Here is a 22,189-nt window from a genome sequence, read left to right as displayed (position 1 = left end):
AGCCTGGCTCCAGATCATCATTTTTTTGCGTCAATCCATATCTTAAGTGTCTTTTCTCCTTTTAAGTATTTTAATAGAAGGATCAATCCAAAAATTAAGAACTAACTGTTTGTGATAGCTTAATCAAAATATATAGCTAATAATGACACTAACTAATAAATTAAGATATGAAAAAGATAATGTTTATTTGTTTCGGGATCCTTTCGACCCTCACCGCTAAGGGACAACAGAATCTGTCTTACTCCTATGATGCTGCAGGGAATCGAACAAACAGGACGATTATAGTTGGCACACAGAACTCTTCCCAGGATACACAACAGAAGGTTTCCAGAGTTTATGTGGACTCCCTCGCCGGGAAAGAACTTTCCGTCCATGTTGATAATCAGGATACTTTGCTCAATCTCTCCATTAAGGGACACGACCCCTCTTCCGGCGAAGAGTATTCACTTCTAGACAGGGAGGGCAAGACGCTGATCATGGGACAGCTCTCCAATCAAGCTACGCCTATAAAGCTCAAGGAGTTGGCAAGTGGTACGTATACACTCCATATTTTTGTAAATCGCCAATCTTCAACATGGAAGTTGGTTAAATTATGACTAATACCTAAATGTTATGAAAGCATTATCATCAATATTCCTACTTCTGCTGGCGGGCATCTATGCTCTTTTTGCACAGGAAAATACTTTGGACACGGTAAAACGAAACGTTCCGGATCTTGAAAAATGGACGGAAGAACAGATTATCCAGTGGGAGGATTCTTTGCGAAAGGTACATTATCCCGAGCCTACCATAGGATCTATACCAGAGGAGGAAGTCCAGGTGCTACATGCAGCTCCAAAGGCTAAAGCTGCCCCCGTAACATTCAACAATAATCATGTTCCGGATTCTTATCCTGTCGACACGACCAAAGATGTAGGTGAGATCCCCATGTCGTCATCCTCGACGCCCACGGGAGCCAAGATGTACAGCGTACCCATCGAAATTTCGCCGGGGAGACAGGGCTTCCAGCCGCAACTTTCCGTTACCTACAATAGTCTGGGCGGAAACGGAACACTGGGTATGGGTTGGAGTATCGGTGGGCTTTCATCCATTACACGCTCAATGCGCAGCAAGTATTACGATAACCAAGCCTATGGCGTGAACCTCTCCAAAGCTGATGCATTCGTACTGGACGGTACGCGCCTGATCAAGCTCTCGGAGACATCAACACAGATACGCTACGAAACGGAACAGGGACTGATCAAGGTAACCGCTTTTTTAAGTGGTAATGTCATCCAGTATTTTGAGGTCAGCTATCCGGATGGCAATAAAGGTATTTTTGGCTATACGACCAACACTACCGACCGGCTAAACTATCCGCTTACCAGTTTTACCGACTTGCGTGGAAATACGATGACGTATGCGTACACCCTTTCAAACAATTATTATTATATCAATAGTATTACATATCCTGGTGCCTCCGTCACCTTCCAGTACATGACTACCCGGCCAGATCCGGTGGTGAGTTATGAAGGAGGGTTGAAAATAACAAACAACCGGTTGCTACAGCGGGTAACATGCCGATCGGGCAGTACTACTTTCCGCACGTATGATTTCACTTACCAGACCCAGATACGTCAGAATGTATCCACGCTGACGGAGATCGGGAGTACGGCTTCGGGAAATTCCCTGAACCCTTTGCGGTTTTATTACGGCGAGAACGTGACCGCTTACACCTATACCAAAGCGGAGACACAGCTTACAGAATGGTACAACTTTACGCAACCGGGGGAATTGATCGTGAACAAGGGCAAGTTCGACTACGGTACGGACGACGATGGTCTCATTTCACTTCCCAATAAAGATCCATACTATCAGCACTACCGCCATAAGACCTGGCTCAGGCACTCGCAGAACACATATGTTAACCATTACACTGGAACAGAGAAGATATTCCTATATGCCGGACTGAACGACATCCACGCCGCGCCGATGCCCAATCTCACTACGGAGGCAGGTTTCACAGATATACTCTGTGCTAATATCGACGGTAAATATGAAGAAGAGGTTATCAAGGTAAACAATACCCGAGATGGGAATAACGATCGCCTGCAATTCAAGGTGTATTCCGTCAATCTATATACCGGATTGGCACTCAAATATACTCGTGTATTCAATTTTCCGACCGTGCTGACCGATGCTGACGGCGGGAAGAGCATACATCCGAAATTCCATTTCACGGGCGATTTCAACGGTGATGGCAAGATGGAAGTACTCTCGGTATCCAACAACCACCCGTTCGGTTGGACGAATGTATCCGGACGCGTCTATCTGTTCGATCTGGAAACAGGCGTTAAGCGGTATGAAGGAACTCCATTTACCTTTTATAAGGAGTTTTGGGGTGTCCAGCAACCTGATCCGGGGGTGGCAGCACAAAATTCCGACCGGCTGTATGCTTTTGACTACGATGGCGATGGCAAAACCGACATCTGCCTGATCAACGATAGTGGAACACATATCTACACATTTGATATTAATGGTTCGACTTACTCTGTAAGGCATGTGGCTACATATACGGTATTGAAAAAGTCAAATCTGGTAGGTAGGCAGTTGCTCCTCGGCGAGTTCAACGGCGATGGAAAGCCCGACTTCCTGTTGACACCACCAAACAACGGATCTGATTGGGCCATCTACTACTCTAGAGGCAATGGTCAGTTCGAACGGATAGCTGTTTCGATAACAACGAAAGGCAGCAGCGATGAAATTTTAGTACAGGATGTAAACAGTGACGGACTGACCGATGTCATTAAAAAAACGGGGGCATCGGGTTTTTTTACCTATCTCACAAAACCCGGAGTGGGCTTTCCGCTCGAAAACTATTCCTCGTTTGTATATAGCGGTGCCAAGCTAGTTCCCACCAATATTAATAGCCGTAACTATTTTCATCAGATGGTCGCTCTGAAGAACGGGAGAGTTACCCGGTTTTCCTATCCCCGAAACGACACCAAAGAGAAGCAGCTCACCGGTGCGATCAACAGCTTTGGCGTGGTCGAGAAAAACTATTATCTAATGCTTAACGAGGCATACGGCTATTACAGCGTGGGCAGTGGCGCGGTATACCCGTTTGAAAACTTTGACGGGCCATTCTCCGTCATGGTGAACGAGGAGCGGTATGTAAACGGGCAACGCGACGAGTACCGGGGCTACTATTACGAAAACGCCGTTATCCATAAGGAGGGGCTTGGCTTCCGAGGCTTCGGCAGGATAACCACATCCGACTATCTCCGGGGACGCTCGTATATTCAAGAATATGATCCCTATAATTTCGGTATCCTAAAAGTTGATGACTCGCCTGCAAATAGAACCATCAACACCTGGTCGGTCAGCGTAGAGTCTAACAAGATCGCAAAGATAAGGCTGACCAACCAGTCTGTTCTGAACAGGCTCACCAACCAGACGGTAACCTCCACGTATTTGCATGATACCTATGGTAATGTGACCAAAGCGACCGTGAATTATGGCGGAGGGCTTAACACGGTTACCGACCAGACCTATTACAATTCCGTCACGGGAAGTATTTACCTGATAGGGCAGCCGCTGGTCAAGACAGTAACCAACACGCGCGGCGGATCGTCCTGGATTGACAAGGAAACATTCACCTACAACACGGTACGGCTTCCCGCGACCAGGATTACACATACGGGAACTGCCGGTAACCAGAAGACCGGTGAAACCAGATGGACGTACGACTCCTTGGGTAATGTACTTTCTGAACTATCAGCACCCTATAACGTCACCGAGTTTTTGGGGAATACTTACACCTACGATGCTGCGGGACGGTATGTAGCTACCGTGACCAACGCCCTGTCGCAGACGATGACCTACTCCAATTACGACCCTTATGGAAATCCGCGGACGATCAGAAACTATAAGAACCAGGCTACGACCAGGACCTTTACTGTATGGGGTGGCGCAGCAACTGCAAGATATCCCGATGCGACGACCGACACAACAACGCTCGCCTGGGGCGGTGTAGGCTTGTATATCGTGAACAACAAGTCGACTGGAAATCCTGCTACGGTAACTCAATACGATGCGCTGAACCGCGAGGTACGCACCGGCAACCAACGGTTTGACGGGCAGTGGCAGTATACGGAGACGGAATATGATACCTTTGGTCGCATTAGCAGGACATCGCTCCCGTCCCGGGGTACGTCTGCCGCGCATTGGAACACGTATGCCTATGATAATTACGACCGCCCAACGATGCTCACGGCAGCCTCCGGCAAAACTACATCATGGAGTTACTCCGGATTGAGTAGCACCGAGACGAAAAACGATATCGCTACTACCAGGACTACGGATGCTACCGGCGTTCTGATAAGTGTGTCCGACCCCGGCGGTACCATTACCTATCTGCCGCGGCCGGATGGACAGCCATTATCAATCACCGCACCGGGCGCCGTGACAACGTCATTTGAATATGATGCCTTCGGCAGACAGACAAAGCTGATCGATCCAAGTGCCGGACAGCAGACATTCGCGTATGTCTATACGGCTTCTGGCGTGCTGACCCAGACGGAAACCAATCCAAAGGGAACGAATATATCTGTTTTTGATAAGTACGGGCGTATTACCAGCTTGCAGCGGCAGGGAGAGTTTACCACCACATTTGCTTATAATACCAATGGACAGTTAGTCAATGAGACTTCAACAAACGGTACATCTAAAACCTATACCTATGATACATACGACCGGATCCTGACCGAAAGAGATACCGTTCCTGATAACAAATGGCTGCAAAAAAGATATACATATAGTAGCGGGCGTGTTTCGTCCATACAATATATTGCACAAAGTGGGACAATCGGTACCGAAAATTTCGTGCATGCCCACGGCCATAATACGGAGATCAAGCTGAACGGTACGACTTCCGTTTGGAAACTGACCGAGGAGAATGACTTGGGACAGTTTACCAAAGGCACTACGGGTACCATGGATCGTATCTACAGTTACACGGCGTACGGGATGCCTACGGGCAGGACGGCGGGCAGCATACAGAACTTTGCCTACAGTTTTGATGTGCAAAAGGGTAACCTACTGAGCCGGACGGATAACATACATAGCAAAACGGAGGCTTTTTCATACGACAACCTCAACCGGTTGAGTAGTGCTGCCGGCAAAGTGATTACGTATGCACCCAACGGCAATATCACTCGTATTCAAGGTGTCGGCACCATGAACTACGATAATATCGATAAGCCCTATCAGGTTACGATGCTAAATCCGGAGGGTACGGCTGTTCCGCTACGCGAGCAGAACGTAGCGTATACGGCTTTCCAGCGTCCATCGAGTATCGAGGAGAATGGCGTGATAGCATCGTTCGTTTACAATGCAGACGGTGACAGGGTGAAGATGCACGTGGTGAACGGTACCACCCCTGTCTTGACACGCTACTACATTGGCGGGCAGTACGAGCTGGACGCCACGTCCAATATAGAAAGGCTCTATCTGGGCGGTGATGCCTATTCCGCCCCTGCAGTCTATGTAAAAGAGGCAGGCAGCTGGAAAATTTATTATATTTGTAGGGACTACCTCGGTAGTATCACGCATATCGCCAATGCGGACGGTTCTTTGAAACAGGAGTTGAGCTATGATGCCTGGGGACGGCTTAGAAATCCTGCAACGCAGGTGGCCTTTGCCTCTGGAAGTGAACCAACGTTGTTCCTCGGTCGTGGCTACACGGGGCATGAACACCTAGCCTGGTTCGGGTTGGTGAACATGAACGCACGGCTGTACGATCCGGCTCTCGGACGCTTTTTAAGCCCCGATCCTTACGTGCAGATGCCGGATTTTACCCAGAACTTCAACCGGTATAGCTATGCGCTGAACAATCCGCTGATTTATGTAGACCCAAATGGAGAGTTTGTCTGGTTTATTCCGGCTCTGATTGCAGTAGGTAAAGCTATCTTGGTAGGTGCTGGTATTGGTGCTACAGCTTATACGGCAGGTGTAGCATTTAGTGACGGTGGTTTTCAGAATTGGAACTGGGGAGATTTCGGAAAATCGGTGGGCGTAGGTGCCGCCTCAGGGGTTGTTTCGTTTGGAATAGGATCCGCGGCCGCAGCTATAGGAGGCTTCGGCGGTAGTGCAGTGCAATTAGCTGGACATGCAGCGTGGGGCGGCGTTAACTCCACATTAAATGGTGGTGATTTTTGGAGCGGAGCGTTGGCTGGAGCGGCAAGCAATGTTGTAGGTCTTGCAACGTCGAATTTTGGCCCCATTGGTCAGATTGCTGCTTCATCCGCTTTTGGAGGTTTGAGTGCGGAATTATCTGGCGGTGATTTTTGGCGGGGAGCTGCTGTAGGCGGAATAGTGGCAGCGGCAAATCATTTGATGCACGATCCCCCTCAAAAGAAACGCGATACCAGACATCATAAAGAAACTCCAAAAAAATTAGATGGATTTCCAGATGCAAAGAGAGTTCCCAACAAAGGAAGAGCCAGATGGAAAACATCGGATGGAAAGATTTTGGAATGGGATAAACAACATGGAGATGTAGAAGTTTATAATAAGAAAGGCAAACACTTAGGTTCTGCTCGACCTAACACAGGGGAAATGTACAAACCCCCGGTACCCGGACGAAGGATAGATCCAATAGTATCTGTAGGAGTGGGAGTGGGTGCATCTTTAATGTATGGAACTTATAGGTTGCTGAACACAACATTTAGTAGGTTTACTCCCTTTATTATGAATATAACAATAATGTCGGCAGAGCCTTATCAAAATCAGCAACCACCAATGCTATAATCTAATGAAACTAGAAAGAGTAATTGAAGTATATCGAAAAAAAGACGAATGTCATATAAATAGCTATGTGATTAACCTAGATGCTGAAGGCATATTAGAGGTGTTGGATGATCTAATTTTAAATGAAGATGATTGGCCCGAGGAAATCTACGACCCATATTACCTTACCGAAAGTCAGGTGGAGCGATTAAAGCCATTTTTAACGGAACCTTTACACACTGATTTCGAAAACAATTTGTATGAACTGATGTGCTATGGAGTAGAGTGAATAAGGGTCTATTATAGACACTCGCATTTTATTAAATAAACGTAACCGACAAATACGAAGCACTCAAAATGTATGGTGGGGAAGTGATGTCAAATATGGCCGCAATCAATGGTCGTTCTTTGTTGAGAAACGCTACGAGGTGATTGATTTTAAGACCTACAAAGTCGGATCCAATAACTTGAATGACTGTGTCCCCACAACACTGGCAGAACTCGATAAACATTTTGGAGGTAATACTTCTTATGATGAATATGCAAAGCGAGTTAATTATGTAAAGGACGAGGGAACTACTATGATTCTCAAAGAATATGATGGAGTTATAAACAATAATGTGCTAGCAACTCGTTTCAATGCTGAACAGCTTACTGATCCGACTGCGATGCATTCAATAAAAAACTCCGGTAATATTATTACAATCCATGCAAAACTTGGAAATACAATGTATCACGCTGATAATATCCGTTCGATTAAATTTTTCCAATCGAAAGTAATAATTCAGCTAAGAATAGGAACTTATAAATATACCGACCTTGTGAAAGATAATTACCTTAAAACTTGGTCGGTGAGCGGAATCAAGTAAATCGAGATATAAATAAAATATTATGCGAAAATTAAAAATTATATTATCGTTGTCATGTATCTTGTCATTTCAGTATTTGATTGCACAATCAAACCTTGCATTGATCGAAGAGAAGTATAAGCAGTTGGATTCTTTATCTTATTTAAACAGCGTAAAGGAAGCTATTCGACGATCTTCAACATATTTATTTGAAGAACCTACAGAGGATACTGTTAATAGGATTAATGATAAAATTAAAAACGGAATAAACGGATATAATATAAAGTTTGTTCTTCGTGTTGATTTAGATACATCAAGGCTTAACTCCAATAATTATTTACTCCTGGACGATTCTAAATACCCCTTCGATATTTATTGCTATGACGACAAGTTTAATCCCAGGTTCTTTGTTTATTTTAACAAGGATGAGTTAGACAATTTCGGCAATGCCTATCAAACAATTGAGTTAAAATATGCAAAAAAGTTAAAGGCTGCAATTAAACGAATCCTGAAAAAAAAACCGAAACATATTCTATTTAGTTATTTTTTGCCAAATTCAATTTTATACATCAAAGATCAGGAGCTATATGTTTATAGAGTGCTACAAAGCAAGGAATATAAAATCGATGACTATGTGGCAAAATTTAAAGATTCGAAATTTTTTTATTTTAAGCAATAATGTAAGTTTATATCGACGTTAGATAAAGATCACCTCGAAAGATTTGAGGTGATCTTTTCAGCTCTATATATTTAAAACAATAATAATTATGCGAGAATTGAAAATTATAGTTTCAATAACACTCCTTTGATTTTCAGACACTCTGGGAGGTCGAAATGCATTTATTATTCCCCAACGGTCAATTACTAAATAATACTTCGATTTTTGTATTATAGTATTTTTCCTATTTTTACTTTAAAAGCGTCTGCTGAAAAATGGGGGATTTATGAAAAATGAGTCAAATTGGTTAAGTTGGTACACTCCAAAGGTGCGTGTACTCTGTCATATTGTATTTTGGCTTTTGATGTCGATTCTTTATTATGCTAATTATAACAGAACCGGACTAAACTCAACCTGGATTTTTGTGCTTAAGGAGCTTCTTGTTACGGGTAGTTTATTCTACTGCGCTTCATGGATAATCCCGCGGTGGATAGCTAAAGGTAAGCTATATCTTATTATTTTATTTTTTGTGTTTGCATATATTTGGTGGTTGGGATGGACCTATATTTTATGCTATGGGATAGATGTTTTCTTTAACGAATCACATGAAAACGTCAACAATTATATTAGGTTTGTCGTGGACGGTGGATTTTTAGGACTTTTTAAGTTTGAGAAATCGTCCGCACTGTTTATGGATTTTATATTTGTCGTATCGATACCTCTAACCACAAAATTTACCAAAGTATTTACGGATGGCTACTTAAAGATGGTTAAGTTGGAACGTGATAATTTAGCAATGGAGTTAGACTTTCTAAAGTCCCAAGTTTCACCCCATTTTCTTTTTAACATCCTAAATAGTATTTACCGCATGTCTGAGGTAAATGACCCTAATGCTCCGAGAACTGTCCTCCAGCTTTCCGATTTAATGAGATATGTTCTCTATCAAGCTCGAAACGGAGAAATATTGTTATCTAAAGAACTCGAATTCATTAGTAACTATGTTGATCTAGCAAAAGTGAGATATGGCGATAAGGTTCCAATCAAAACAAGTATACCGCGTGTAAATGATCCCTATAAGATAGTTCCATTATTATTGATACCATTCGTGGAAAACGCCTTCAAACATGGGCCTGATCGTAGCCGCAACGGTGCCTGGGTAGAAATAACGTTGATAGTAAGCAATCATAAATTAGTATTAACTGTAAAAAATGGTATTAATAACTCTTCGGAAAAGCCTCAGTATGGAGGAGTGGGTTTACGCAACGTGAAGAGAAGACTGGATCTTCATTATCCAAACCGACACAAACTGGAAATCGTCGAAACAAATAACAGCTACACCATTGAACTGACTATAGATTTTAAATAACGAAAAGATATGATAAATTGTATTGTAATTGAGGATGAACCATTAGCGCAGGAAGCAATTGTTAGTGATATTAGAAAAATACATAATGTAAACATTTTGGGAGTTTTCGATAACGCATTAGATGCGCTTCCAGCCATTCAGACAGGGAAGGTGGATCTCGTTTTCAGTGATATCCAAATGCCCGAAATCGACGGAGTCTCATTTCTGAAAAGTCTGAAAAAGCCACCTATGTTCGTTTTTGTTACGGGTAACCCACAGTATGCTCTTGAAAGTTTCGAACTGGATGTCGTCGATTATATAAGGAAACCTTTTAATCTAGATCGGATACTTAAAGCAGTCAATAAAGCAAATGCCCTGATGGAATCCAGGAAAACAAACGTGCCCGACAGAAATTTTCTTATCGTAAAGGATCGGTCGTCTCTTATCATAGTGCAATACAATGAAGTCTACTTTATTAAAAGTGATAAAGATTATATCAAGATATTTACAGCGGAAAAGGACTATGTGATGTATAAGAGTCTTGGCGAAATAGAAGAGTCCCTTTCGTCCGCGAGACAGTTCCTCCGGGTTCAAAAATCACATATAGTCAACCTGGATTTTGCCAGTTCCGTTGAGGGGAGCTACATAAAAATGAGAGGGAGTATTAAAGATATTCCAGTAGGAGGACAATATAGAGCTGAATTATACAGACGACTTGGAGTAAAAAACTCGGACTAAGCCTTCTTAAAACTTTTGGTAACAGAGATAGATAACTGTCTTTTTTTTTCGCGATTCAAGATCGAGGTGTATTGTTTAGCCAGCAAGTAATAGATAATCATTTCGTGTTCCCGCGGATGCGCCAAAAATAACCTATTGATAAACATATGGGAAAGTGACGGCAAAAGGTCGGACGTAGAGTAACCGTCGATCTTTGATCGAACCGAAGTTGTCAATTTTTTTATTGCTGTTAGACGACGATTAAGTATGGAATGGATCGGGTTATCGTTCGCCTCCGAAAAGAATGGATCGATTCGGGAACGATGCTCCCGATATTTTCTATCCAGCTTATATTTGAGATTGCTATACCCGTTAAACTCATTAAGAAAAGCATTTTTTAACTTGGTGACTAAAGTTAATTTTTCCTGTATTTTTAACCCGAAAGCACTAAGTAGGTGATCCACTCCTAACATACCTGAAAGCCACCGCAAATGACTGTCATCATTTTTAAATAATGGCAGTAAAGCGAGTACGCTCTCGCTATCTACCTGAAAAATAGATTCGCAAACTTCCATATTCTCTTCTCCATATCGTTCAAGTTCACGTTCATAGGTGTCAAAAACGACTCTATGCACTTGCCTACTCTGTAGCAACGGGTCGAAATATGTGTTAATCAAATTTGCTAATGTTTGAAAAGGCATTCTATCATTAGTGTTACTTAGAAGAAATCGAAGACGGAGATGCGGATCTGGATCGTTGTATCTAATAAAGAACCATTTAACAATTATACCGTCTTTTTTTAGTCGCGTGACGAGATCTGATATACAATTCTGGAGCAGTCTTTCAGCTCCTACAAGTCCACTGTATATTTTTATAAATGCCCACTCACTGCTTGGTAGAAAAGACCGCTTTATTTTGAATTCAAAGAATGGTTTCAAATAGTCTGTTTTTACATCGCCAATAACCTTAAATGGGATGATGATCTCATTGCTGTACGGCTCCCCAAGACTTCCCTTTAAGACAGTATTGTATTCGCTCCACAAGTATTCTTGCAATACGACTTCGGTCTTCAATAATTTTTTGAAGACAATCTCCGCACCAATTGGGCTTCTTAGATCAATTACCAACTCATTGTCGCCTTCTGAAAGCGAAACAATATCTGGGATACTATACCTTTCCTTTAGATGTGAAATTATTTTGTTGCAGTCAGACCCTTTGCCGTAATTGGAAACTTTCGGGAGCCTCCATCTTGCTCGGGATAAGATAATATGCTTATAGCTAACACGCGGTGTAAAAGGGAGATTGGACAATTCGCCCCAGTCCCAGCTAAGGTTTAACGCGCCGTATTGGGATTGGAGATCGCATAGAAAGCGGTAAACGACCATGCCGTGGTGGAAGTTATGCGCGCTGCTCAACCGCGGGATAACTTGTTTGTTTAGTCGCTTGGAGCGTAAAATAACTTTTCCGTTATTAACGGAGACCATGAGATCATCAAGAGATATGATATAACTGTCCTCGACGCTCCCTTTACCGACTATAGGTATTTCATATTTGAAAAAGTTCGGCCTTGCAAGAATGTTTCCTGCCCTGCCCTTGGGCAGATACACAATTTCGGCTATAACACAATCCGGTCTCTGGCTCTCTTCCCACGCCGCGCATTCCTTCAACATTGCTTCCAATTTTGGATCTAGATGGCAGAATCTCGTCATCAGTGGGATGGCAGAAACTCCTCCGGCAGAGAGTAAGTTAAAACGAAAATTATCGTTGCTCTCTCGGTTCCCGTCATTGAATAGGTTCCCGAGAGCATAAAAACCCGACGGCAAAATTTCTTGTTCTCCTATTTCGGAACGTAGTTTTTCTAAGTCGTTACGTTCGAGCTCAATATGGGGAGTTACCCCGGAATTTAAGTTCCAATGATGTTTGACAACAGACTGGAAGGCATGTCTTATTTTTTCTTGTTTGCTTCTTTTTTTTCGAGTTCCCAGATCTCCTAGCAACGGCGTGTGTTCGGTGCTATAAATCGGGTTTGATCCATATCCCACTCCTCGTTCGTGATCGATAACTTCAAGTAATGCGACTTCTCGCTGTCCATATCGGATTAAAAATTTTTGGTAAAAAGACTCAAGCTCTGATGGCCGCTTAAGGTTGTTAATGACAGACAGTTCTTCCAATTCTGTTGACAGCGTATCCATAATTTTGTTACCGATCTTATTGCTTGACATCTCTAGACTTAAATCAACTTGAACAAGATGGCTAGTAGTTTCCTGCTTTATTTTGCGGAACTCTCTTACGGCTGGATACGATAGGTCATCTAATCTTGGAACGGTGCTGTTGTCTACGGAATCGCTCAAACTACGCCAGACAGGTTGAAATAGTGCTTTTTTACCGGTTTTTAAACGTGAAATCAAAAGCTTAGAGTCGACGTTGCCGGTAAAAGATTCCAATTCTGAGATAAGCAGTTTTGCCTCAATCAATTCCAAAATGTAGCGAGAAGCACCCTCAGAACGTATTCCCAAAGCTGATACATGTTCAACCAGTGCAGAAAATTTCATTCCAGTTCTAGAGCAATCCAATACTTGCTTTAATAGTGGGTTTTTTGCTACCCTTGCCCAGCTATAACTGCGGTTGCTTCCAAAATCTTTAAACTCAATATAATGATATCTTTCCGGCGTCTCATAAACTGTGGTATTTGTATAATAAAAAAGGTCCGCATGCGTTGTTTCTTCCGCCAAAACCAATCCATGGAGATAGGCTACAAATTCCATGTCTAAACGGCAGCAACTCCCAAACTTACCAGAGAGCTGTAATTGCGTTGAACCGTCTGTCACCGCTCCCAAAGCTACTCCAGCAAATTTTCCTAAAGGGGTAGATCGCCCAGACATCCGGTTAATGTATTTATATAATGCGATCAACAGCCTGTCTTTTTCTGGCGTATAGTCCTCTTCTGCTCGAGCGACTACTTGTTCAAAGAGCGTATCGCTGGCAAGATAAATAGCATCAAGGAATTGTGGATCTTTTAAAAATTCTCTTATAAAATTCCATACATCGGCTTTAGATCCAAATCCGTTCATTTCATGAAGGATATCGGATGTTAAACGGGGTGCCCGTAAAAGGAAGAAATTATAAGCTTTGAATCTACATCCCATATCATCTACTTAGACGGCTCAATAGCACTTCATCAACACATCGCTCAAAACTTTCAAAGGATACAGGCTTCGGGAGTTCAAAAATCTTTCCTTTTGGAAGTTCGCCATGATAATGAGTTAGTGGTACACCCGAAACGATAACGATACTGGCGGTCTGCGGAAGCATACCGAAATGAAACCCAGTTGATTTACCTATCGGGAGTACCAAGTCAAGAAAGATGATGGCAGGGAAATATGCGGCCACTAGCGGCTGTATTTCTGACATTTCAGATGCAATTGCCACCAATTCAAGCTCATGCCTCCGCCCAATGTAATCTTGCATCATTTCGATGGATAAAGCTTCATCTTCAACCAACAGACATGAAATACGTTTAGTCCTATCAAGCATTATTACTACATTTAGCTAGTCCCTGCATGGTGAATTTCGTATCCAGTTAACCCCTGACTGTCTAGTTGTATGTCATTGACGTCATTATGGTCAATGCACTGGCGTCCTCCATCTGGTCATAGAATGAAACCTCAGAATGATCCGCACTGAAATCAATTTCCTTCTCAAGTTTGAGGAACTGCTCGATTTGATTTTTACTTAAATTTTCCATAATAAAATGATTAATTTTTTAATAAAACTTTTCGCTAAACTGGCTGAAGAAAAGGACTCAAAAAAATATTTTCGACCAAATGAGATATGACCACTACCAAGGGCTATTTTTACACGATTTCCCATTTTTATACAAATTATATTATTGATAATCTGATTGTTATGTCTTTTTGGAACATATCGTTCAATAGTGCTACGATGTCGAGGTAAAACTGCATTTGGTCGAAAAAAATTGTGAATTAGATAGAAAGTATTTAATATACAACCTCAAAAGGGTCACGATCAACTGACTTAAACTTTAAATTGGTATTGTTGATTCATTTAAGGTTTGCAGAACATTACGTTCTGTGAAAAAAATCTTAGAGAGGGCAAGCTTTGGGTATTGAAAGACTGTTCATAAAAGAAATAGAAACTGGATATACTGTCTGTCTAGATAACTGTAAAAATGGAAAAAGGCTTAAGGTTATCTGCGGAAAGAGTATTTTCTTGCTTGAGCCGATACATATCGCTGTTGCGTATATCGTCAATGGTTGGGTGGTGATTAAAGACACCTCGAATAAAGAACTACTAACAGTTTACACTTTAAATGAGCTAGAAATCATTTTGAACAAGGATTGTTTTTTTAGGATAAACCGTCAATTAATAGCGGCAAGGTCATCTTGTATAAGTTACACTCCTATTGGATTTGGAAAGTTGGAAGTGGGCTTGAAAGTTAACGTTCCTGTTAAAACTGTAGTGAGTCAAACTAAGGCTAAAACTTTTAGGAAATGGGTTTCGTACTGACGAGCTATTCGAAATGCTAGACAATAAATGAAAAAGTAAATCCTACATCCAATAGGGGGTATTCTATTTCAATCTTGCGTTCTTACGACAAGCCGAAAAGTTCAAATAATGATTCAAACTTAAAATATTATAATTCATCGCTTTTACACGTAGAAGAATTAACATTTAGAGGTGTTTTGCTCCAGTTTTTGATGTCGAATTGGAAAAAACATCAAATGAAAAATTTTGTAGAACTCTTAAACAGAGAAATGCAGTTGCGGATTCAAGAGGTAGCAACTTCTGGGATCACAGGGTTTGAATACTTTAGCACATGTTATAAAGTAGTTAAAAGGGACTTGATTCGCCTGAAAGATTTCATCTCACATTACAAATTCAAAAATCAAGATGAGGAAATAGCTTTTTTCAAGGAGATAAAGCCCCAGTTCGAATCCAAACTTTTTTATTTTGTCGAACTTGTTCAAATAGAGTTACATAAGCCACTCGCAATTGACAAGAAGGAATCGATTAAATATTATAAAAGCATTCATAAACATTATCAACGGCTAATTCAGTGGAATGTTGGATTTCTTCAATATATACGCTCAGGTCTTACAACCAATGACAATATATTGTTTGTAAGATCAACGGATTATGACACAATCTTTCACACGGAATTATTTGATCACGAAGACAAATTTACAACACCTGCAAGTACAGAACTTGCTAAGATCGTTGCTTACGAAGAGGTAATAAGGGATTTGGCAGAACGAATTAAACATCTTAAATCTGGAAATGGCAAACAATTCCCGATACCGAATCATAGTCTTGTCTGGACAGGGACAAAAGTCGCATTGATAGAACTAGCTTATTCATTGCAGGCTAGCACATCAATAAATATGGGACAGGCAGATATCAAACAGGTCGTTTCTGCATTGGAATACATTTTCAATATTGATGTGGGAAACTACTACAGAGTTTTCCAAAACATCCGCATTCGACAGAGTGGAAGGACGCTTTTTCTTGATGAACTCAAGGCTAAGCTAATTGCCAAAATGGATGATAACGACGAAAAGGGCGTCAAAACGTAATAAAAAACACACCCTTTTTGTGTCTTGTAAAAGTGATAGACATTCCCATTATTACGCGCGCTTAACGCGTTTTTGTCTGCAATGTTGGGTGGAAATAAAGTATTTATACGATGAGGATCATCTAAATGCTTTGTATATCATAGTTATATCCAGTGGCAATAACGGTAAAACATCCCTCCAATCTTTGAAAAGAAAAATGGGCAAATAGGTATAAAGAGCCCAAGCATAAACCTATGGAAATTTGATATGGAAAAGTGTTGGACGATATTATCCATTGTATCGGTTGTAAGCTACCTTGTTTATATGGTAAGATCCCGCTGGAATAGCTTTTTGGAGAACTTGAATGAACGTAGTATGGACCAGGAGAATGAAATGGAGACCAGCCGACAAGGGAAACGGAAAAAAGCAAATGCAAGCCTCATCAAATCACCCGATAGGAATAAAAGGTCTCCCCGGCCTTTTGAAGATATGAAAAACTAAAATAATACAGCTATGAAAAAATTCACAGAGACATTGTACAGAGAAATGACCGAGGCAATGAGACAGGCCTCGATGGATAGTGATTCACTATTGTCTAAAGCAGAAAAAAGTTATCGTATCGCAGAATCCTCGATCCTTCGCCTTAGAGATTTTGTTTCAGATTATACGTTTGAGGACAAACCGGAGGAAATCCATTTTTTTAAATCGGTAAAACCGCGGTTTCATAAGGAACTTATTTATTGGGCGGAGATATTGCATATTGAGGCCAATAGACCGATTCCTAAAAGTCGCGAACACAAACGCTATAACAATCGGTTACTGGAAGGGATTGATCAGTTTCTCAAAAGAAACAGATACCTGCAAACCTACTATAAGCTGTACCGCACGGATGAAGACGAATTACTATTCTTACGTGATACAGATTATGGGCCTTTTTTGCCGGACGGCCATATTGATGCTGATCGGATATTTTCGACAACCGCTAGCTCTGCATTGGCAAGAATCCTGGCAATGCAAGAGGTGGCCCAGTGGCTTATTTCAGAACAATCAAATAGCGGCCAGCAACCAAAACATAGTCAAGCCCGGAAACTAACTTGGACAGGCTCAAAGGCCCAGCTTATCGAACTGGTATATGCACTGGAAAGCTATGGGATATTCAATAATGGAAAAACCAATGTTAAGGAGATAATGGAGTATTTCCAACAGTGCTTCAACGTTGACAAGGTAAGTAATTACTATGGTTATTTTCAGAATATGCGAATCCGCAAAAAAGATAGAACCCCCTTCTTAAATGGCCTTGTAGAACATACCATAAGACGCATGGACGAGAGCGACGAATTTCCGCGTTTTAGTTAATCCTCAAAAAAAGGTAGGAAATATTTTTAGTGCCCACTATTAAAGTATCAAAAATCGTTCGCTAGCATCGACAATTTTGCTTCTGAAATCACAGGAGAAACAAAAATAATAAGACGATGTTGGAGCAAATTTCATGGAGCACATATTTCACGGTACTTGCCGTGGCAGTTCCAATTTATTACGTAGTGGTTATCCTATTATACTATAGAGGCGATCTCAAGGGTATCCTGAACAAAAGGGCCAAAGCCACCCATGAACCATTGGAAACGGAGGAAAGCGACGAGGAAAACGGCATCCAGGATCTTGAGGAAATGATAAACAAAATTAAGGGCAGCCTTGAAGCGTTGGGCATGCCGGCCAGTAAAGAGGATATCTTGGAAAAACTCAGACAAATACTGGTAAACTATGACGGGTTGCGAAAGCCCGGGTTTAGGGTTGCCCTTACCAATTTTATCATCAAACAGGCAAATGTGCTATGCGGAGTGAGATTCAGTGAAGATGATTTGGAGAAAGAGTGGAAGGATCTCTCCCGCTAATTTGATGGTATACACAGGTCATACAACAGGAAGGAAAAGAGCAGAATGGAGAATATGTCGAGAAGAATAATGTTGACCGGCACCTTACTAGCTATCGCTATTATGGTACATGCGCAGGGAGGAAGCGGAGAAACCGGAATTACAAATGCAACACAGGAAGTCAGGCGCTATTTTACGGTAGGTGTAGACCTCGTATATGCGATCGGGGCAATCATTGGACTTGTCGGAGCGGTGAAAGTCTATAATAAATGGACCAACGGTGAACCTGATACGGCGAAAGTTGCCAGCGCCTGGTTTGGCGCCTGTATATTCCTCGTTGTTGTAGCGACAGTGCTTCGAGGATTTTTCGGAGGATAAAAAACGAAAATAAAATGAGTAGAAAACTGACAACAATCGATGTTAAAGGGACTTTTTTTCTGGTAGATGCACTGAAAGAGAGGCTCTGCCAACGTGACGATACGCAGAACAAGATCCCTTTCCATGTTTTTGAAAGAGATGGAGACGGCTACAGAATATTATTTGATACTGTGTTGAAAAACATCCCGGAAAGCAAAGAAGCCGTTCTCGCAGAACCAGCTAGGTATTGGTGGGTGATTCTACCCGCGCTTATGGAGCTTGACCCAGAGGGAATTGCCCTGCGATACGACATTCCGCTGGAAATACTCTGCCCGGATCAGAAAGATACTATTCCAAAAGAGATAAAGGCCGTAATAAAGCCGCTTGAAATTAATTCAAAGCAACAGGATCGAAAATCTAAAAGTCAATAAGTATGCAAGGGGAATTGCCAATGTACGAAATCAAGGGCCATCCATTTATTGTGGAGGTTGAGTACGGTCTTTTAAGATCCGTCCATGATAATATGAATTTTATAGAATTCACGGACATGAGTGATGAGGGAACTCACTATGAAATAGGTTTTAGTCGCCTATTTGGAATCGCAGATATTTATGGGGACAACCCCAGTACAGCTATTGAAAAGGTGCCACCTATGGTAGAGCTGGATCCGGAGCGTGTTGCCAAAATGTACAACCTGAAGGTTTCGGACCTGCCCAAAAAAGACCGTGACCTAAGGACAAGTATGGAATGGTATATCCGCCGAAAAAGAGGGGAACAACCTACCATCAATATTTATGGCCACACCTACTTCGTAAATGTTAATCATTGGATCTTGGAACCAAAGGATCTTAGGAATGATTTACTTCGCTTTCGCGATTTACGGGCAGATCCTACGAACACATACTATTACGGCATGTTGGATACGAAAACAATGTCCCTGATCAAATATGATGATGACCTGATCAAGGAAATTCCCCAAAACGCGGTGATGATAAAGATTCCAAATGAGAAGATATTAGACCCCTTTATGAGGCTACGGAGCATGGGATGGGAAGATCATCTTGAAAAGATCGGAAAATTTCCAATACGGTATAATTTCGAAGCAAGAGTGCTACCGTGGAGAGATACTCCAATCCCTCAGCTTATACGCCAAAAGAAAAAGTTGCATAGAAAACATAAAAGATCATTGAAAGTGTGAAAAAGGACACGACATATATCATCAATAAAGGGATAAACAGATCGATTGAATTTCGGGGACTAAAGGCGCAATATATTTACATCCTAGCCATCGGAATGGTGATCTTGCTTATTGGTTTTGTCGTCTGTTATATCGCGGGGGTGCCTGTTTACCTATGCCTGCCGATAGTATTGTTGCTTGGATTGGGTCTGTTTGTTGGGGTCTATCGGCTCAGCAATAGGTACGGTGTGCACGGACTAATGAAAGAACTTGCTTACCGTCAGGTACCCTCCGCGATTATTTACCTTTCACGAAAAGTATTCTGGAAAGATCTAAAACAAACAAAATGGTAATTATCATGGTATTGGCAGGAGTTGTCCTGGCAGCAGTAATATTACAGAGTAAGACACCGTCGCAGAGCGGAACAAATCTGGAAGACATGCTTCCCATATGGAAAGTCGAAAATGACTGTGTGCTTTCCAAGAAAGGAGATGTTACACTAGCCTTTAAACTTACTTTACCTGAAATCTTTACACTAAGTAGGGAAGAGTATGATGCTCTTCACCATATTTGGCTTAAGGCTATCAAGGTACTACCGACAGGAACCATAATGCATAAGCAGGATTGGTTCGTAAAAGCAAAGTATCAAGCGGATTTTGAAGGCGAAGCAAATTTTCTTAAAAGAAGCGAACTATATTTCCATGAACGTCCTTACCTAGCCCACGAATGCTACCTGATGCTTACACTTAAGGCGCAGGATCGAAAGCCACAGAGTTCGGCAACGTCCACTCTCTTGCGCAAGGGAATCCTACCGCAGAGAGTAAACGACGAAAAGTATTTAAGAAAATTGCTGGATTCGGTCGGACAATTTAGGAGCATTCTATCTGACAGTTCTTTTATTACTCTGGAACAGCTAAAAGAAGAAGAACTGATCGGGACAAAGGAAAAGCGTGGATTCATTGAGAAATACATAGGTTTAGCGGATCAAAACGAAAGTATTCAACAAAAGGATATCGTCTTTAAACCGGACATGACAATAGGCAAAAGCCATGTCGAGATGTATTCGATGTCTGACGTGGAGGATATGCCTACAACGTGCTCTCCAACGCAACATTTCGATAAGTATTCCACAGATAAAACAAAGTTTGCCGTAGGATTTGCTACGCCGGTGGGCCATCTGTTACCTGTGAACCACATCTATAATCAATATATGGTCGTTGAGGATACTTCCAAGACGTTGAAGAAAATGGAAGCGAAGCAGCGGAGACTACAGTCGCTAGCGACATACAGCAGAGAGAACGCAATATCGATGGAGGCTACACAGGATTTTCTCAATGAAGCTATATCCGAATCCAGAACACCTATAAAAGCTCACTTCAATTTGATCTGCTGGACGGATAGTAAAGATGAACTTAATGATATACGGAACCAGACGGCATCTGCCCTGGCAAAAATGGATATCGTCCCCCACCTGGAAACCTCAGGTGCACCACAATTGTGGTGGGCTGGCATCCCCGGTAATGCCGCCGAAATTCCTGAGAACGAGTGTTTCGAAACATTTGCTGAGCAGGCAGCCTGTTTTCTGAATATGGAAACAACATACCGATCTTCAAAAAGTCCTTTCGGTATTCGGCTGGGGGACCGTCTTTCTGGACTGCCTCTACACGTCGATATCAGCGATGAGCCTATGAAGGGCATCATTACAAATCGCAATAAGCTCGTGGCGGGGAGCTCAGGCTCGGGGAAATCCATGTTTATGAACCACCTGCTCCATAGCTACGTTTTACAGAATGCCCATTGTGTTGTGATAGACGTAGGACATTCCTATACAGGGTTGTGCGAACTCCTTGGAGGATACTATTTCACGTACAGTGAGGATAATCCAATAAAGTTTAATCCCTTCTTTTTGGCGGAGGGCGAAATTCTGGATACAGAAAAAAAAGAGAGTATTAAAACATTGTTAGTGGCACTTTGGAAACAAAATGATGAAACATTTCGTCGCAGCGAATATGTAGCCATTTCCAACGCTCTTCAATCGTACTATAAGTTTTTACAGGTATATAAGGAGATCTTCGCCTGCTTTGATACTTTTTATGAATTCCTTCAGCGGGAATTCGTCAAGGAGCTGAAAGAGGATAATGTAAAGGACAGGGATTTCGATATGAACAATTTTCTATATGTCCTTCGGCCCTTTTACAAGGGTGGGGAATTTGATTATCTGCTAAATGCCAAGGAAAATTTGGATATGCTTAACCAACGTTTTGTAGTCATAGAATTGGATAATATTAAGGATCATCCTATCCTTTTCCCCATTGTAACGTTGATCACGATGTCATTGTTCATTTCAAAGATGAGAAAACTTAAGGGCGTCCGAAAAGTAATTGTGATTGAAGAAGCGTGGAAAGCGATTGCACAGGGCGGTATGGCAGAATTCATGAAATACCTCTACAAAACCGTCCGGAAACATTTTGGTGAAGCGATAACGGTCACGCAGGAAATCGATGATATTATTGGTAATCCTGTCGTCCGGGACGCAATCATCAACAACGCGGACTGTAAAATCATCCTTGACATGAAAAAATTTCAGAACAAGTTCGATGGTATCCAGCAAGCATTGGGGATGACCGACAAGGGCCGGGATCTCGTTCTGTCAATAAACCGCGCAAACGATCCCAATTATAGATATCGAGAGGTCTATATCGAACTAGGGAACCAGCTGATGACGGTTTATCGCTATGAGCCGTCTCCATTGGAATACTATGCGTATTCCACAGAACAAACAGAGAAAGTAAAGGTACAGGAATATGCCAAAAAATATGGCAGTATATTAAAGGGACTTGTGGCCCTCACATCGGAACTAAAGGAGAATTAAGAA

Annotated in this window: 19 protein-coding genes; 17 read left to right on the top strand and 2 right to left on the bottom strand. The window is 41.9% G+C overall.

Translation table 11 applies throughout. From position 1 onward, the window contains the following. Positions 1–167: 167 nt before the first annotated feature. The 7 genes from FXV77_RS05345 to FXV77_RS05315 all read left to right on the top strand — a co-directional run bounded on the left by FXV77_RS05345 (position 168) and on the right by FXV77_RS05315 (position 10,357). Entirely contained in the window at positions 168–596 is a 429-nt protein-coding gene (locus FXV77_RS05345) for a T9SS type A sorting domain-containing protein (RefSeq protein WP_148918171.1), read from the top strand. 16 nt (positions 597–612) lie between these two features. Then, entirely contained in the window at positions 613–6,789 is a 6,177-nt protein-coding gene (locus FXV77_RS05340) for an FG-GAP-like repeat-containing protein (protein ID WP_148918170.1), read from the top strand. A gap of 4 nt (positions 6,790–6,793) precedes the next feature. Then, positions 6,794–7,057 carry a DUF7683 domain-containing protein gene (locus FXV77_RS05335; protein ID WP_148918169.1) on the top strand — a complete coding sequence of 88 codons (264 nt, stop codon included), beginning with the start codon at positions 6,794–6,796 and terminating at the stop codon, positions 7,055–7,057. A gap of 139 nt (positions 7,058–7,196) precedes the next feature. Continuing rightward, the gene (locus tag FXV77_RS05330; protein ID WP_148918168.1) at positions 7,197–7,637 is read left to right on the top strand and encodes a hypothetical protein; all 441 of its coding nucleotides are present in this window, start codon (positions 7,197–7,199) and stop codon (positions 7,635–7,637) included. 22 nt (positions 7,638–7,659) lie between these two features. Then, positions 7,660–8,295 carry a hypothetical protein gene (locus tag FXV77_RS05325; protein WP_148918167.1) on the top strand — a complete coding sequence of 212 codons (636 nt, stop codon included), beginning with the start codon at positions 7,660–7,662 and terminating at the stop codon, positions 8,293–8,295. Between the two features lie 265 nt (positions 8,296–8,560). Beyond that, the gene (locus tag FXV77_RS05320; protein ID WP_148918166.1) at positions 8,561–9,640 is read left to right on the top strand and encodes a sensor histidine kinase; all 1,080 of its coding nucleotides are present in this window, start codon (positions 8,561–8,563) and stop codon (positions 9,638–9,640) included. Between the two features lie 9 nt (positions 9,641–9,649). Beyond that, complete coding sequence (locus tag FXV77_RS05315; protein ID WP_148918165.1) at positions 9,650–10,357, top strand: LytR/AlgR family response regulator transcription factor; 708 nt, start codon at positions 9,650–9,652, stop codon at positions 10,355–10,357. On the opposite strand, the gene FXV77_RS05310 is transcribed toward FXV77_RS05315, so the two are convergent. Further along, complete coding sequence (locus FXV77_RS05310) at positions 10,354–13,482, bottom strand: lantibiotic dehydratase (RefSeq protein ID WP_148918164.1); 3,129 nt, start codon at positions 13,480–13,482, stop codon at positions 10,354–10,356. The genes FXV77_RS05315 and FXV77_RS05310 overlap by 4 nt on opposite strands. A gap of 1 nt (position 13,483) precedes the next feature. Further along, a complete protein-coding gene (locus tag FXV77_RS05305) occupies positions 13,484–13,870 on the bottom strand; it encodes a response regulator (RefSeq protein ID WP_148918163.1) in 387 nt (128 codons plus the stop codon). 585 nt (positions 13,871–14,455) lie between these two features. On the opposite strand from FXV77_RS05305, the gene FXV77_RS22660 reads away from it, so the two are divergent. The 10 genes from FXV77_RS22660 to FXV77_RS05255 all read left to right on the top strand — a co-directional run bounded on the left by FXV77_RS22660 (position 14,456) and on the right by FXV77_RS05255 (position 22,186). Continuing rightward, positions 14,456–14,863 carry a LytTR family DNA-binding domain-containing protein gene (locus FXV77_RS22660; protein ID WP_148918162.1) on the top strand — a complete coding sequence of 136 codons (408 nt, stop codon included), beginning with the start codon at positions 14,456–14,458 and terminating at the stop codon, positions 14,861–14,863. 215 nt (positions 14,864–15,078) lie between these two features. After that, the gene (locus FXV77_RS05295; RefSeq protein WP_187444014.1) at positions 15,079–15,930 is read left to right on the top strand and encodes an RteC domain-containing protein; all 852 of its coding nucleotides are present in this window, start codon (positions 15,079–15,081) and stop codon (positions 15,928–15,930) included. A gap of 246 nt (positions 15,931–16,176) precedes the next feature. Then, a complete protein-coding gene (locus tag FXV77_RS05290) occupies positions 16,177–16,410 on the top strand; it encodes a hypothetical protein (protein ID WP_148918160.1) in 234 nt (77 codons plus the stop codon). 12 nt (positions 16,411–16,422) lie between these two features. After that, a complete protein-coding gene (locus tag FXV77_RS05285) occupies positions 16,423–17,265 on the top strand; it encodes an RteC domain-containing protein (RefSeq protein WP_148918159.1) in 843 nt (280 codons plus the stop codon). A gap of 161 nt (positions 17,266–17,426) precedes the next feature. Then, entirely contained in the window at positions 17,427–17,801 is a 375-nt protein-coding gene (locus FXV77_RS05280; RefSeq protein ID WP_148918158.1) for a hypothetical protein, read from the top strand. Positions 17,802–17,870: 69 nt separating this feature from the next. Beyond that, positions 17,871–18,158, top strand: coding sequence for a DUF4134 domain-containing protein (locus tag FXV77_RS05275; RefSeq protein WP_449448574.1), 288 nt, complete (start codon positions 17,871–17,873; stop codon positions 18,156–18,158). Positions 18,159–18,172: 14 nt separating this feature from the next. Continuing rightward, the gene (locus FXV77_RS05270) at positions 18,173–18,568 is read left to right on the top strand and encodes a hypothetical protein (protein WP_148918156.1); all 396 of its coding nucleotides are present in this window, start codon (positions 18,173–18,175) and stop codon (positions 18,566–18,568) included. A 2-nt stretch (positions 18,569–18,570) separates the two neighbouring features. Beyond that, complete coding sequence (locus tag FXV77_RS05265; RefSeq protein WP_148918155.1) at positions 18,571–19,335, top strand: hypothetical protein; 765 nt, start codon at positions 18,571–18,573, stop codon at positions 19,333–19,335. Next, positions 19,332–19,667 (top strand): DUF4133 domain-containing protein, encoded by a 336-nt coding sequence (locus FXV77_RS05260; protein ID WP_148918154.1) that lies wholly within the window; start codon positions 19,332–19,334, stop codon positions 19,665–19,667. Before FXV77_RS05265 ends, FXV77_RS05260 begins: the two co-directional genes overlap by 4 nt. After that, on the top strand, positions 19,661–22,186 hold the full coding sequence (locus tag FXV77_RS05255; protein ID WP_262713616.1) for a TraG family conjugative transposon ATPase: 2,526 nt from the start codon (positions 19,661–19,663) through the stop codon (positions 22,184–22,186). Before FXV77_RS05260 ends, FXV77_RS05255 begins: the two co-directional genes overlap by 7 nt. Positions 22,187–22,189: the final 3 nt, after the last annotated feature.

The organism is Sphingobacterium phlebotomi (assembly GCF_008180195.1).
In the GTDB taxonomy this organism is placed as follows: domain Bacteria; phylum Bacteroidota; class Bacteroidia; order Sphingobacteriales; family Sphingobacteriaceae; genus Sphingobacterium; species Sphingobacterium phlebotomi.
The sequence above is the reverse complement of the archived record's forward strand: the minus strand, read 5'-3'. Positions and strand labels throughout refer to the sequence as shown.